Annotated in this window: 10 protein-coding genes; 2 read left to right on the top strand and 8 right to left on the bottom strand. The window is 66.8% G+C overall.

Annotation, left to right across the window (positions count from 1 at the left end):
* The first annotated feature begins 12 nt into the window (after positions 1-12).
* Positions 13-840: a methyltransferase domain-containing protein gene (locus XARJCFBP2528_RS10345; protein ID WP_016903836.1), complete on the top strand. Its 828-nt coding sequence runs from the start codon at positions 13-15 to the stop codon at positions 838-840.
* Positions 841-897: 57 nt separating this feature from the next.
* On the opposite strand, the gene XARJCFBP2528_RS10340 is transcribed toward XARJCFBP2528_RS10345, so the two are convergent.
* Positions 898-1,986 (bottom strand): metal-dependent hydrolase, encoded by a 1,089-nt coding sequence (locus XARJCFBP2528_RS10340; RefSeq protein WP_047124643.1) that lies wholly within the window; start codon positions 1,984-1,986, stop codon positions 898-900.
* Between the two features lie 233 nt (positions 1,987-2,219).
* Entirely contained in the window at positions 2,220-3,026 is an 807-nt protein-coding gene (locus tag XARJCFBP2528_RS10330; protein ID WP_047124641.1) for a UDP-2,3-diacylglucosamine diphosphatase, read from the bottom strand.
* Positions 3,027-3,472: 446 nt separating this feature from the next.
* Between XARJCFBP2528_RS10330 and metK the strand changes: the two genes are divergently transcribed.
* Entirely contained in the window at positions 3,473-4,684 is a 1,212-nt protein-coding gene (gene metK / locus XARJCFBP2528_RS10325; RefSeq protein ID WP_016903839.1) for a methionine adenosyltransferase, read from the top strand.
* Between the two features lie 380 nt (positions 4,685-5,064).
* On the opposite strand, the gene XARJCFBP2528_RS10320 is transcribed toward metK, so the two are convergent.
* The 6 genes from XARJCFBP2528_RS10320 to XARJCFBP2528_RS10295 form a co-directional block, all read right to left on the bottom strand.
* Positions 5,065-6,084 (bottom strand): IS5 family transposase, encoded by a 1,020-nt coding sequence (locus XARJCFBP2528_RS10320; protein WP_047124271.1) that lies wholly within the window; start codon positions 6,082-6,084, stop codon positions 5,065-5,067.
* A gap of 810 nt (positions 6,085-6,894) precedes the next feature.
* Positions 6,895-8,217: a histidine-type phosphatase gene (locus tag XARJCFBP2528_RS10315; protein ID WP_047124702.1), complete on the bottom strand. Its 1,323-nt coding sequence runs from the start codon at positions 8,215-8,217 to the stop codon at positions 6,895-6,897.
* A 599-nt stretch (positions 8,218-8,816) separates the two neighbouring features.
* Entirely contained in the window at positions 8,817-10,019 is a 1,203-nt protein-coding gene (locus XARJCFBP2528_RS10310) for an OmpA family protein (protein ID WP_016904953.1), read from the bottom strand.
* A gap of 318 nt (positions 10,020-10,337) precedes the next feature.
* Positions 10,338-12,281, bottom strand: coding sequence for an esterase/lipase family protein (locus tag XARJCFBP2528_RS10305; RefSeq protein ID WP_230673699.1), 1,944 nt, complete (start codon positions 12,279-12,281; stop codon positions 10,338-10,340).
* Between the two features lie 77 nt (positions 12,282-12,358).
* Positions 12,359-13,396 (bottom strand): DUF4105 domain-containing protein, encoded by a 1,038-nt coding sequence (locus XARJCFBP2528_RS10300; protein ID WP_016902214.1) that lies wholly within the window; start codon positions 13,394-13,396, stop codon positions 12,359-12,361.
* A complete protein-coding gene (locus XARJCFBP2528_RS10295) occupies positions 13,393-13,965 on the bottom strand; it encodes a TetR/AcrR family transcriptional regulator (protein WP_016902213.1) in 573 nt (190 codons plus the stop codon). The genes XARJCFBP2528_RS10300 and XARJCFBP2528_RS10295 overlap by 4 nt, the downstream gene beginning before the upstream one ends.
* Positions 13,966-14,058 lie beyond the last annotated feature (93 nt).

Genomic DNA, 14,058 nt, shown 5'->3' with positions numbered 1-14,058 from the left:
GGAGCTGCAGCCATGACCGCACCAAGCGACACCCCGACCTATCTGCATGGGTTTTCGTCCACCGAACAGGCACGCCTGCTCAAGCAGGCGCGCCTGCTGGAAGCCACGCTGTTCAACCAGATCGACTACAGCGGCGCACGCCGGCTGCTGGAAGTGGGCAGCGGCGTGGGCGCGCAGACCGAAATCCTGCTGCGCCGTTTTCCCGACCTGCATGTCACCGGCGTGGATCTGAGCGAGGCGCAGTTGGGCGCGGCACGCGCCAATCTGGAACGGCTGGCATGGTGCCGCGAGCGCTACACGCTGCAGCAGGCCGATGCCAGCGATCTGCCGTTCGAGGCGCGTCAGTTCGATGCGGCGTTCCTGTGCTGGGTGCTCGAGCATGTGCCCTCGCCTGCGCGCGTGCTCAACGAGGTGCGGCGTGTGCTGCTGCCGGGCTCGCCGGTGTATGTCACCGAGGTGATGAACGCCTCGTTCCTGCTGCATCCGTATTCGCCCAATCTGTGGCGCTACTGGATGGCCTTCAATGATTTCCAGCACGACCAGGGCGGCGACCCGTTCGTCGGCGCCAAGCTGGGCAACCTGCTGCTGGCCGGCGGCTTTCGCGATGTGCACACCGAGATCAAGACGCTGCATCTGGACAACCGCGAGCCGGGCCGGCGCAAGACCATGATCGGGTTCTGGGAAGAAGTGCCGCTGTCGGCGGCCGACCAGTTGCTCGAGGCCGGTGCGGTGAACGCAGACACCGTGGATGGCATGCGCCGCGAACTGGCGCAGGTGCACAGCGACCCGAACGCGGTGTTCTTCTACTCGTTCGTGCAGGCGCGCGCGACAGTGTATTGAGCGGGTCAACCGCACACGCTTACTACGTACGCGTTGCCGAGCGTCTCCGCCAGCAGCCTACCGAGCGGCCGGCGCAGGCGTGGTGGCGTGTTCCAGGTCGCCGGTCAGCACCGTGCCGGCGGGCTCGTGCCAGATACGGCGCCACATCTGCGCCAGCACCTCACCGATTTGATCGCGCGCCACCGGCGCGCGGTAGGCGGCCTGGATCTGCCGGGGCGTAATCGGTTGCCATTGCCCGTCTTGGCGATGCGCCACCACGAAGTTGAAGTTGTAGTCCGGCTCCAGACCCATGCGCAGGTCGCTGAGCATCAGCTCGTCATCGACCAGGCGTGCGCGCATGAAACCGCGATTGAACCAGGTCAACCGGCGCACCGCGTCGAAACCGGCCACCTCGCCCAGGGCCTGGGTGTTGCTGGAATAGCCGCGAAACTGCATCGGGCCCTTGTCGGCCACCAGCGAGCGCTCGCCGATCACATAGCCGTTGGGCGTCATCGCCACCACGCGCCACAGCAAGGTGTTGAGCGGCATCGGCACCGAGAAGCGCGGCGCATCCTTCAAGCCGAGCGCGGCCAGCGCACGGTCCGCTTCCTGGTCGACCAGGTGCTTGGCCAGCAACGACCAGCCCAGATAGGCGGAGCTGAGCGCCAGCCCGATCACCAACGCGTGCTGCGCGAGCGGCCGCGTGCGCGCAAACCATGCCACCGCGCAGGCCAGCAACAGCCATAGCGTGTAGGCCGGGTCGATGATGAAGACGCTCGACCACATTGCCGGATGCGGCTGCAGCGGCCACCACAGCTGGGTCCCGTAGACGGTGAAGGCATCCAGCAGCGGATGCGTGATCAAGGCCAGCTGGATCGCCCAGAACCAGCGCTTGGGCGCAGCGGCCACGCGCCCGTTGCCGTAACGGCGAAACAGCCACCAGACCAGCCAGCCCAGCAACGGCAGCACGAACAACGAATGGCTGGCGCTGCGATGCACCGTCATCAGCGTGACCGGATCGTCGGTCAGCGGCAGCAATACCAGCGCATCGAGATCGGGCAAGGTGCCCAGTGCGGCGCCGGCCAACAGGGCGGCACGGCGCTGTCCGGCCGGTGCGATGGCGGCAGCGACGGCGCCGCCAAGAACGATCTGGGTCAATGAATCCATCGGCCGATGCTAGCAGGACGGGCATCGTCCAGTGCCATCACGTGCGTTCCGGCCGGCCGGCAGTCAGCCAGCAGCCGCGGTGCTCGCATTGCGCCGCGGCTCGCGGTCGAAAACGACGCTGCAGCCGCCGTCCGCAGTCCTTGCACCAGGACAGCGAACGCTGCACGCCGCGCACGTCCGGTGGCAGTTGCCGGCAGCTGCGGTCTGCCGGCAGCTGCTGCGCCTGGCCAACCTCACGCCGCGCGCTGCTGCGCGGCATGAGGTTGCGGCGCCAGTTCGGCCAGCACGTCGCCGTGATGGTTGACCAGTTGCAGTGCGCCGGACTGCGTCTCGCGCAGCGCCGTCAGGCTCTCCACCCAGTCGCCGGTGTTGGCGTAGAGATGGCCGGCCTGCATGCGCAGTGCGGCGCGATGGATATGCCCGCAGACGATGCCGTCCAGATCGCGGCGCACCACATCGGCCAGGCCGGCCGCCACGAAGCGGCCGATATAGCGCTCGGCCGCACCGCTGCGGCGCTTGAGAAACTCGGCCAGCGACCAGTAGCGCATGCCCAGGCGCCGCCGCAGACGATTGGTCAGCTGATTGCCGGTGAGGATGCGGTAATAGAGCCAGTCGCCGAATCGTTCCTGCAAGCCACCGAAATGGGTTTGCGCGTCGTAGTCGTCGCCATGGGTGACCAGCAGCCGGCGGCCGTCCAGCAAGGTGTGGACGCTGCGTCGGCGCACCTGCATGGCCGGCATCACCAGACCGCAGAAGCGGCGGATGGCACGGTCTTGGTTGCCGGGCACGTAGATGATCTCGGTGCCGCGCCTGGCCTGCGCATGCAGGGCGGCGATCACCTGCTGATGCGCCGCATCCCAGACCGCGCGCCGCTGCGACATCCACCACAGGTCGATGATGTCGCCGACCAGATACAGGGTCTGGCAACGCTGGCGGCTGATGAACGCGGCGATCTCGGCGGCATGGCAGTGCCGCGAGCCCAGGTGCAGGTCGGACAGGAACAGGGCGCGGACGGGAGGGTGCAATGTGGACACGTGCATGCGGACATCTCCAGGGCAAAATCTCGGCGCCGCGATCGGGCGCTGCGCAGGCAGGCTGCGTGCGCCGCCCGCAGGCGTCGGCAGCGCGCTGACGCAGATGCGCCCGCAGCAAGCCGTGGTGTAGCGCTGCAATCGGACACCCGCATCCCGGCTCGTGGTCGCCATGGCAGCCATGCGCCCTCGTCCCGGCACGCTGTCCAGCGACATCGCGCATTCCCCTCCAGCGGCGTGGCTGCACGCAGCCATGCCGCCAGGCACGCGCGCATGCTGACCGGTCAGTACGACCATTGCATGGCAAGCTGACGACACCTGGATGACCGTGCAAACCCGCGCCACGACACGGGTTTAACGCCACAGCGGGCTGTTCAGGCGCACAATGCACAGGGTTGTCGGACGGTGTATCATCCGCACCCATCTTTTCATCCGAATCAAGGGATATAAGCCTGATGTCCAGCTACCTGTTCACCTCCGAATCGGTCTCCGAAGGCCATCCGGACAAGATCGCCGACCAGATCTCCGACGCAGTGCTGGATGCCATCCTGGCCCAGGACAAGCGCGCCCGCGTGGCATGCGAGACGATGGTCAAGACGGGCGTGGCGATCGTTGCCGGCGAAGTGACCACCAGTGCCTGGATCGACCTGGAAGCGCTGACCCGCAAGGTCATTCTGGACATCGGCTACAACAGCTCCGACGTCGGCTTCGACGGCGGGACCTGTGGCGTGCTCAACCTGATCGGCAAGCAGTCGCCGGATATCAACCAGGGCGTGGATCGCAAGAACCCGGAACAGCAGGGCGCCGGCGACCAGGGCCTGATGTTCGGCTACGCGACCAACGAGACCGACAGCCACATGCCGGCCGCGATCCATCTGGCGCACCGCCTGGTCGAGCAGCAGGCCAAGATCCGCAAGAAGAAGAACTCGGCGCTGTCCTGGCTGCGTCCGGACGCCAAGTCGCAGGTCACCCTGCGCTACGAAGACGGCGTTGCGACCGCGATCGACGCGGTGGTGCTGTCGACCCAGCACGATCCGGGCATCAAGCAGAAGGATCTGGTCGAGGCCGTGCGCGAGGAGATCCTCAAGCCGGTGCTGCCGGCCAAGTGGCTGCACAAGGGCACCAAGTTCCACATCAACCCGACCGGCAAGTTCGTGATCGGCGGGCCGGTGGGCGATTGCGGCCTGACCGGCCGCAAGATCATCGTCGACACCTACGGCGGCTGGGCGCGTCACGGTGGCGGTGCGTTCTCCGGCAAGGATCCGTCCAAGGTCGATCGCTCGGCAGCCTACGCCGCGCGCTATGTGGCCAAGAACGTGGTGGCTGCCGGCCTGGCCGACCGTTGCGAAGTGCAGGTCTCCTACGCCATCGGCGTGGCCGAGCCGACCTCGATTTCGGTCACCACCTTCGGTACCGGCAAGATCGCCGACGGGCAGATCGAAAAGCTGATCCGCAAGCATTTCGACCTGCGTCCGTTCGGCATCATCCAGATGCTCGACCTGATCCACCCGATGTATCAGCAGACCGCGTCCTACGGCCACTTCGGCCGCAAGCCGAAGGACTTCTCCTACACCGACGCAACCGGTGCGCAGCACACCGCCACCGCGTTCTCGTGGGAAAAGACCGACCGCGCCGACGCCCTGCGCGCCGACGCCAAGCTGAAGTAAGCCAGCTGCTCCTGCGGGAGCGGATGCAGTGAATTGCACATGGGCCGCTGATGCGGCCCATGTGCGTTTTGGCGGAATGGATGCGTACAACGGAGCACCACGGATGGATTCACTGCGTGTCCGGTTTTTTGATGCAGCCACCGCGTAACGACGAATCTCCGTGTTGGACGTCTAGTGGGTTTGTGCGAATGCTCCGGTCACTGATGCTTTGTTACTGAGGGCTTCGGCCACTAAAGGGCACCTCGAACAACCTCGATTCTGCCGTTTGAGATGTTCGGTAAGGCGACAGGCCCCCCTCGCACCTGCCGGTCGAAGGGGCGCGAAGAGCCGACCCATGGCATTTCAAACCCGGATTGCGGCCTGTCAGCCGCCGTTTCCGCTCACGCCGGCACGATCCCCTGGCTCTGCAGCCGCGCCAGCCTCATCAGGTTGTGTGCGGCAACCTTCAGGCCGATCACCACCTGGGCTCGCGCCAGGCCAATCGTGCGCAGGCATTTGCCTCCCTGTTGGGCGAGTCGGGCAAACGGATGCTCGCCGAACGCCCGATCCTTGGCGATGCGATGGTTCCGACGCTGCTGGGCCAGGCTCAGCGGCTTGTCCGTCTGCCCCTTGTGCTGGATGTCCGCGCGGTAGCCTTGTCGCCTGAGTTCGGTTTCCCGAGCCTGGCTGGCATAGGCGCTGTCGGCCCGTACCGTGCGCCCGGTGTTGACTGGATCGAGCAGCGTCTCGAAGTGCCGGCTGTCGTGCACGTTGGCCGCACTCACCTCGTGCCGCCGGATGAACCCCCAGCGCCGATCCGTGTTGGCGTGCAGCTTGTAGCCGTAATGGGCCTTGCCGTGCTTGAGCGTCCAGCGCGCCTGCACGTCCTTCTGCCGCCGCTTGGCATCGCTCCAGTCCTGCACAGCCTCGCCTCGCTTGATCCGGGCGTTCTCCTCGCGCGTATTGCGCTGGATCGGCGCGCTGACGATGCTCGCATCAATGATCTGTCCACCCCGGGCAATGAACCCGGCCCGCTGCAACTGGCCGCTCACCGCCGCGCTGATGTCGCCGATCAGATCGTTCTTCTTGAGCCGCTCACGCCACACCCAGATCGTCTTGGCGTCAGGCACCTTGCCGCTGTGTTCCAACCCCAGGAAGCGCTGGAAGCTGCGACGGTCCAGCACCTGGTACTCCAGCGCCTCGTCGGACAGGTTGTACAACTGCTGCAACAGCAGCAGCCGGATCATCAGCTCCGTCGGCCACGCCGGGCGACCGCCCTTGGCACCCGTGCCCAGGCGAAGGTGGCCATCGATCACCGCCGCGATCGCGACGAAATCGATGTGCCGCGACAGCAGCTCCAGCGGATCGCTCAACTGCTGGCGCTTGGCTTCGCGCTCGGCCCCGGCAAACAGACTGATCATCGGCTCTTACCCTGGATGGCGGTGGAACTATGATGCCAAGGATCGGGGGTTTTTAGAGCTGCCCTAAAGGCGCTTGCACGCGTAGTGTCTGCCGATCAGCAGTGGCAATACTGGGAGCGCGGGGCCGCGTCCGGGGGCGGGGCCGTGTGGCGGCATGGACGCCGCCACCGGGCCTCCAGGGGCGGATTCACGGCGTGTCCCGACACCGGGTGCGCCGCCGCGCTGCCGGCCGACTCCGTACACCGATCGATCTTGCGCACGACACCTTGCGTTTCATGCATCTGCTTCGGTTTGCTGCGGGCGCTTGCACGCGTACCAGCGTGGGACACGCCGCAAGTACGTCCATGTAGGCTCTGGCGCGGCATCCATGCCGCTCAAGGTCCCACGCCGGCACCCGCGCAAGCACCACCGATCATTGTCGGCAACTGAAAGAAAAGCTGCGTCTGGTTAACTGACCGTGGCCTGGATCTTGTTCCATCGCCACTACCTAAAGACGAAGTGTTGAGGTGATCTCGACGACCTGGCCGACCCAATCCGCAGGCGCCACGTCTGCTTGAAAACAGTGCTTGCCGATCAGCAGCAGCAATGCTGGGAGCGTGGTGTCGCGTCCGGGGGCGGGACCGTGTGGCGGCATGGATGCCGCCACCGAGCCTCCACGGATGGATTTACGGCGTGTCCCGACACCGGATGCGGCGCCGCGCTGCCGACCAACTCCGTACTCCGATCAATCTTGCGCACGACATCTACCCGCTCCATGCGGATGCTTCGACGAGCTGAAGGCGCCTGCACATCGCAGCCCCGGCATTGCGTTCAAGGCTCGCGTTGCAACTGTTGCTCCAACGCCTGAGCGAACGCCTTCAACGGACACGCCATGCGTTGCTCTGCTGTGCAAACGCCAAGCGCCAACTTCTGCTGCAACGGCGGATGCTCCAAATTTAGCGGCGCCAGCGTCCGCAGTTGATCCAGCGATTGCGCAAGATACTTCGCACGCACCACCTGCTGCCCATTCGGTTCGCGCCATAGCTCCAGCAGCAATGCGCCGCCCGGCGGCGGATCGTCGGCGCCGTAGCCGGGGAGATGAAAGTGCACGCCCAGCAAACCGCTCAACGCAGCGATATGCGTATCGCTGCCAACGAAGACCGAGACCTTTGGCGCCTGCATATCGCCGAAGCGCTGCAGCACTTCGCGCGCCAGCGGTGCGCCCGAACGTGAGGCCATGTAATGCGGGCGCGCGTAGATGTCGAACAACAAGGCATGCAGGCGCGAGACCTGCGCCAGCCGCTCGGGTGTGGCGCGGCCCCAGCCGACCTGCGACAGCGGCAGGCCTTCGGCGTATTGCAGCAGCAACACCTCGCCGGTGCCGGATGTCAGATCGATCGGCCCACCCAGGGCCAGGCCGCGCCCGTTGGCCGACGGTGCCAGCGTGGACGGCATCTGCGCAAAGTCGCAGGGCGTGCGCGTACAACCCAGGATCTGCTGCATCGCCTGCAACTCGGCAGTGTGCCCTCGCAGCAATGCGGCGGGGCCACCGGTTTGCTTTTCGATCGCCGCAACTGCCGCCGTGCCATCGAACGGCACCGCGCCAGCTTCGATCGGGCGGAACAACGGATCGTTGCTGCCGGCCTGGCGATGTCCGGCGACGATCCCGCAGCCCGGTGCCAGCGCCTCGGCCAGCAAGGCGCCGCTGTCGATGGTGCGCTGATCGGTATTGGCCCAGACCGACACGCTGCCTGCTGACGGGCAGCCGCTACGCGGCAACACGCCCTGCTGCGCCAGCCACTGGCGCAGATAGTCGCCGCTCAACTGCACGCCGATGCGCCCGTGCGGCGTCAGCAGGCTGGCCGGTGTGGACCATTGCGGCCACGGCGCGTCTGCATAGTGCGCGGCGGCGGCTTCGCCCTGCAACGGTGCGCGCACGCCATGCCGGAAGACAGCCACCACGCGTTCCAGCTGTGCGGTCTGCGCGATTGCGGGCAGCCCGGGCGGACGCGGCGTGCAGCCGATCAGCAGCAGCGCGCCGAGTGCGAGTGCCGGCATCCGCCATCGCGACCGCAGCGCTGTCGTCGCACGTTGCCTGGCACCTGCGTGCAACGGCGCATTGATCCCGCACGACGGCAACGACGCGATCCCCATCGCGTCGCTGCCGTCATCGCCTGCGGGCGCCTGTTCACCACCCTGCCCCGTTTTCTTCGCTTGCCTGGAACCCATACCTGTTGGTCATCCCGTTGGTCATCGCGGAATTTACCGGGCCAATGTGCAAGGCAGACGACACCTGGCGGAACTTATCCAACATGCCCGGGTAGCCACCACGCGGCGATAAATGCTCAGAAGCAGTCGCACGGTTGCGGTACCAAGAGCGGACAACACAAGAAAGCTGGCCAGTCGTCAGGTGGGTGCGGAGGGCGCGCTCAGAATCGAAATGTACGAGTGGTCCGTGCCGCTTCCGAGCACCGGCCGCCCCGCATGGCGGCGGCGCAGTCGATGTGTTGGCCGCTCGAAGCGCGGCATCAGCCTTGTACACCCGCAACTCACCGCATGGTGCGCCGCTTTGAGTAGATCCCCGCGCACCCACCGTCAGGACGCACTGCACGAGGCAGCGGCGCACTGACATGAGATGGGCCGGCATCTGCCCATCGACACATCTGCCCGAACCGCCGGTGCGGCGCGCCAGCTGTCCGGGATCGTCGTACTCCTGCGCCTGCATGCGAGTGATGCCACGCAGATCAGCCCACTCAGGTGCGCAGGAAGATTTCCACGCGTCGGTTGAGTTGTCGCCCGCCGGGGTTGTCCTGTCCATCCAGCGTATTGGGTGCCACCGGTTGCGATTCGCCATAGCCTTTTGCGCCGGCCGACTGCGCGGCACCGCGGGTGCGTAATGCGGCCAGCACCGCCTCGGCGCGGCGCTCGGACAGCGCCTGGTTATAGGCATCGCTGCCCTTGGCATCGGTATGCCCCCGAACCTCCATGTCCTTGGCGCTGACCTTGCCGAGTGCGGCCGCCAGCACGTCGAGCACGCGCGCGGCGTCGGGGCGAATCTCGGCCTTGTCGAAGTCGAACAGGATGCGCTCGTTCAAGGTGATCAGATAGCCGCACGGTGCGCCGGGAAGTGCGAACTTCTGCAGCAGCGGGAAGCGCCCGGCCGGCGGCACCTTCGGCAGCGGCGGCATGCGCACTTCGCGCGGCGGGGTACCGACGGTGCCGGTGCCATTGCCGCGGTTCTGCACCAGCCCGTCCGGGCCGTTCCAGGTTCCCGAGCCGTCGGCGTTGATGGTGATCAGACCGCGCGGGCCGTTCCAGGTACCGCTGCCATCGCCGTGGTTGTCGACCAAGCCGCTCTTGTCGCTGTTCCAGGTGCCTGCCCCCTTGCCATCCAGACTGATCAGGCCGGCCGGGCCGTTGTAGGTACCGGCACCGCTGGCCTGGACCTGGACGATCGCGTCGTCGCCACCGGCGCCGCTGGCATTGATGGTGCCGCTGCCGTCGGCATTGACGCGGATCAGGCCGCCGTCGAAGTTGGCGGTACCGCTGCCATCGGCCTTGAGGTCGAACAGCCCGCCGTCGCCGTTGCGCAGCAGATTGCCGTTGGCATCGACACTGGTGATGCCGGCGTCGTTGATCAGGCTGCCGCCATCGCCGCAGCGTGCCGGCGTCACGCTGACGCCTTCGATCGGGTCGAGAATGTCCTGCAGCGAGGCCTCCAGTGCGCGCTGCGCCGGGGTCACGCCGGCAATCTCCGGCACCACGATCGACGGGATGGCCGGGAACTCGGGCACCGCTTCATCGGCGACCGGTGGCGATGCGGACGGAGGCGCTGCGGTCTGCGCTGCCGGGGGCGTGGCGCCCGCAGGGTCGGCTGGCTCGCGTTGACCTTCGCCGCGGCCGCAACCGGCCAGCAGCAAGGGCACCCAGATCACTGCCGACAGCGTCTTGCGCATTGCGTCTTCCCTGGTTCGAGCGTGTTCGAGAACCGCCTGATAGCACGGGCCAGGTAAACAACGCGCTAAACGCGGCCGACGCGACGACTGCGCGACCGTCAGGCAGTGCGGTCGGTGCCGGGATCGGCATGCTCGTGTACTCCGGCTCCTGCGCGTCGTCGCACCCACCGGATGACCGCGCGTTGCCCAGGTTGGCCGGCCCAGTCGTGAGCAATCGCAACGCCGGGAACTGGAAAATGGCGCGCATTGGCAGCGGCAAACTCCACACCCCGCGGTGCGTGACTAGCAGCCACGCCTTCCACTGATGGTGCAGCGCACTCAGAACGTCGCCGGCGCCCCAGCCGGACGCGCGGCCTGCGCCTGGTTTGTGTCTGCCGCTTCGGCTTGCAGCTGCTCGTGCAGGATGCGGCGGATTTCCAGAATCGCCTGCGGGGTTTCCTGCACGCTGTGCCAGGAGGTCACCACCAGCTCGGACTCGGCACCGTCCAGATGCGCGCTGCGATACGGCACCAGGCCATCGTCGGAATCGGCCAGCGGCACCTGCGGTTTTTCGCGTCCGACAATGGTGTGGTAATGCACCTGCGGGGAGATCGGCAGGTCCATGCTGGCGCGTACGAACGGGTCGGTATCGCGCAGGTTGTCGATGCTGGTCGGCGGCAGCAGGCGCCGCTTGCGTCGCGGGTCGTCGCCCTGCGCGCGCCGCTCGCTGCTGGCCAGATCCTGAAACACATCGCCGAAGCGATCCAGCAAGGCGATCGGCAAACGCACCAGGCGGCCGACGAAGCGCCCGAGCCCACCTTCGGCCAGGGGCGTGCCGCGGTGCGGCGCGGCGATGAAGATGGCGCGGTCGACCTGCGGCATTGGCGAAAAATGCAGCAACGGCGACAACTTCGCGCGCACGCGTGCGCCGCGCTCGCCGTCCAGCCGGTAGTTTTCCAGCAGGGAATTCCACAGGCGCTCGCCCGACGAAGACACCAGCAGGCGCCCGATCACCCCGCCCATGCTGTGGCCGATCAACACCATGTCGTGCGATGCGATCGCCGTGCCGGATGGATCGAAGTGCTGCAGGCTGCGCTCCACCAGAGCCTGGATTTCGGCGCGGTTGACCGCTACCGGCGCATTGGTGGGGTAGTACACCTGCCAGATCTGGTAGCGCTGGCGCAGCGCTTCATCGCCCATCACTTCGTTGGCGACATTGACCCAGGCTTCCGGGCTGCTGGCAAGGCCATGCAGCATCAACAGCACGCGTCGGTCCGGGTCGTAGGGCTGCATCAGATACAGGTGCGGGCGGTCGATGCCGCGCGCGCTGCCCAGCATCGACCGCAGGGACTGCGCGGCAAACCCGGACCTGGCCAACCACAGGCCATACGCGGCAGTGAAGTTGGCCGCCAGCGGCACGCGCTGGCCATGCAGTACCACTTCGTTCTGGCGATACGGATCGTAAGGCACCACGGTGACGGCACGACCGCGCAGCACCGCATCCAGCGTATCGCCCTCGAAGCGCAGCAGCAGCGTTGCCGGTGCATACGGCATCTCGCTGAAGGTGGGCAGCGGACGCTCCGGTGTCGCGACAGCGGCGGCAGATTGTTGCAAGGCCAGTCCGGCAGGGTCGCCGACCACCTGTGGGTCCACCTCGGCCACCAGTTCGGCGCCGAAGCCGTCGCGTCGATATGTGCTGCGCAGCCCATCGAAGCGCAATGCCGAGGCGGCGAAGATCGCGCGCGGCGTGTTGCCGCCGCCCGGCAACCGATACGCTGACATATCGATACCGACCTGCCAGCGGCCTATGCTGGTCGGTTCGCGCTCGCTCTGGCCGGTCTGCTGCGCGCGTGCGAACAGGCGTTCGATCACCTGCTGCACGGCGTAGTTGTAGTAGTCGCGCACCTGCGTCTGGCGATTTTCGAACGCACGCGCACTGGGCGCCCGATCGGTGAAAAACAGATACGCGTATGCGTGCCGCGCGGCCTCCAGCCAGGCGTCGACTGCGGCATCGCTCATGGTTGTCGGGTCGCGCCCGCCCAGCGCAACCGCATGCGCGGTCCATAGCTCGGCCTGCGTTGCCAGCCGGCGTTCATCGCCGATGCCTGCGACGGTGGCGAGTTGCTGCAGGCAGGGCAGCGGGTCGCTGCGGCAGGCCTTGGGTTGCAGACCGGCCACCTGCACCGTCTCGCCGCTGGCCTGGCTCAACGCGCCAGTGCTGAGCACATCGCCACGCGTGCGCGCGATGAAGTCGCCGCTGCTGTGCGATTGCACCGTGACCATGGCGCAGCCACTCAGCCACAGGCTCGCCAGTACACCCGCCAGCACTGCAGAGGTACGACATCCACGCAGGCAAGCCTTCACCGGGGTGCGCTCGCGGTGGCCCCAGGCGCCGGTGCCTGCGGCATGCCGGCGCGGATGCGCTCGGAGAAATCGGCCGCCTTGTCGGCGGCGATCGCACGTGCGGTGAAATGCCCACGCTGCTTCAGCGTCGCGAAGTCGTAGCCGGGCATCAGCCCATCGTGATCGTAGGCGTATTCGTCGGCGTAGCCGGACAGCAGCAGGCGATGATCCAGCGGCAATGTGGGCTGCAATTGCCGCGCCAACGCGAACACGATCGTGGTGCAGTTGCTGGTGAGCGTGTTGTAGAACGCCGGCGCGCGATTCAAGTCGTTGGCCAGGCCCACGTAGCCCATGAACATGCGGCGCAGCCCGGCTTTGGGAATCGCCAGCCGATACAGATACATGTCCTCGCCGCGCACATTGGTGCGCACGCGCAGGATGTCGCGCTCGTCGGCGGCTACCAGGGTCTCTTCGAAACTGCGGAAAAATCCGCCCAATGCCGAGAACGACTCGTCGCGCTCCTTGCGGATTTCCAGCGAGAACACCACGTGCGAGCCGTCGTCGAAACCGAACGACACCAGGGTGTGCGCGATCGCCGGGCCCATCCAGTACGACAGCGCCAGATCGGCGCTGACCAAACGGTCCAGATCGTACTGGCGGGTTTCCCAGCGCGGCTGGTAGTCGGTTTCACTATGCCAGTCGAAATTGCGCACGTTGTGCAGCGTGACGATGTTGCCGTGCACCTCGGGCTGCAGGCGCTGGGCGACATCGTCGGCCCAGTCGCGGTCCTGGCTGGGCTGCATCATCCACCACGACACCGCCAGCACCGCAAATGCCGCACTGAAGATGCCCACCAAGGCCCAGTTCTCGCGGCCACGGCGCAGGCCCCACAACGCCGCGATTGCCATCGCGCACCACGAGCCCACCCACGCCGCGCGCACGAACGCGTTGCCGGTCAGCGCGAAGTAGATCGCCAGCCCGCCCCAGAGCGCTGCCAGCACCAGCGCCACCCGCAACGCCCAGCGCCCGATGCGCGAACGCGTGGCCGGTTTCATCGGGTGCCGCCTTCCGGTACCTGCATGCCCAATGCGTGCATCAACAGATCGGCCGAACGATGGGCGAGGCGTTTGCGTTCGGATTCGTCATTGCCGCGCAGGCAGCTGCCCAGCATGTCGATCACCAGCAGCAGCTGTTCGTCGTCGACATCGGCGCGGCACAGGCCGGCGTCGCGGGCGCGATGCACGAATGGCAGGAAGATGCTCACCACGCGCCGGTCGGCAGTTTCCACCGCCGGGTGCGCGCGTTCGATGGAACGCCAGAAATCCACCAGCGGCGCGGACTGGGCGATGTGCTCGGCCACGTCGTGCAGCAGCACGGCCAGTCCGTCCGGGCGCTCGGCCAGATCGGCGGCCAGCCGCTCCAGGCCGTCCAGGCCGCGGGTCATCAGCGCGGTCATCAGCGCGAGCCGGTCAGGGAAATTGCGGTACAGCGTGGCGCGGCCAAGGCCGGCACGCTCGACCACCAGCTCCAGCGGGGCATTGACGCCGTGTTCGCTGAACACTTCGTCGGCGGCATCGAGTATCTGCCGGCGGCGCAGCGCGGCATCAGGGCGGGAAGTCGTCATCGCGGCATTATCGGACAGATTTGTCCGGTTACACCAGAGTCCGCTTGCCGATTCCGCACCCTCTCCGACCAACGGTCGGACCGGGCGGTCTGA

It is taken from the genome of Xanthomonas arboricola pv. juglandis (genome assembly GCF_001013475.1).
GTDB lineage: Bacteria > Pseudomonadota > Gammaproteobacteria > Xanthomonadales > Xanthomonadaceae > Xanthomonas > Xanthomonas arboricola.
Note: the sequence above shows the minus strand (reverse complement) of the source record. Positions and strands in the feature narration are given on the sequence as shown.

Excerpts from the sequence above, each read along its gene's own strand:
- XARJCFBP2528_RS10345 (WP_016903836.1), top strand. The coding sequence starts at position 13 with ATGACCGCACCAAGCGACACCCCGACCTATCTGCATGGGTTTTCGTCC.
- XARJCFBP2528_RS10340 (WP_047124643.1), bottom strand. The coding sequence starts at position 1,986 with ATGGATTCATTGACCCAGATCGTTCTTGGCGGCGCCGTCGCTGCCGCC.
- XARJCFBP2528_RS10330 (WP_047124641.1), bottom strand. The coding sequence starts at position 3,026 with ATGCACGTGTCCACATTGCACCCTCCCGTCCGCGCCCTGTTCCTGTCC.
- metK (WP_016903839.1), top strand. The coding sequence starts at position 3,473 with ATGTCCAGCTACCTGTTCACCTCCGAATCGGTCTCCGAAGGCCATCCG.
- XARJCFBP2528_RS10320 (WP_047124271.1), bottom strand. The coding sequence starts at position 6,084 with ATGATCAGTCTGTTTGCCGGGGCCGAGCGCGAAGCCAAGCGCCAGCAG.
- XARJCFBP2528_RS10315 (WP_047124702.1), bottom strand. The coding sequence starts at position 8,217 with ATGGGGATCGCGTCGTTGCCGTCGTGCGGGATCAATGCGCCGTTGCAC.
- XARJCFBP2528_RS10310 (WP_016904953.1), bottom strand. The coding sequence starts at position 10,019 with ATGCGCAAGACGCTGTCGGCAGTGATCTGGGTGCCCTTGCTGCTGGCC.
- XARJCFBP2528_RS10305 (WP_230673699.1), bottom strand. The coding sequence starts at position 12,281 with ATGGTCACGGTGCAATCGCACAGCAGCGGCGACTTCATCGCGCGCACG.
- XARJCFBP2528_RS10300 (WP_016902214.1), bottom strand. The coding sequence starts at position 13,396 with ATGAAACCGGCCACGCGTTCGCGCATCGGGCGCTGGGCGTTGCGGGTG.
- XARJCFBP2528_RS10295 (WP_016902213.1), bottom strand. The coding sequence starts at position 13,965 with ATGACGACTTCCCGCCCTGATGCCGCGCTGCGCCGCCGGCAGATACTC.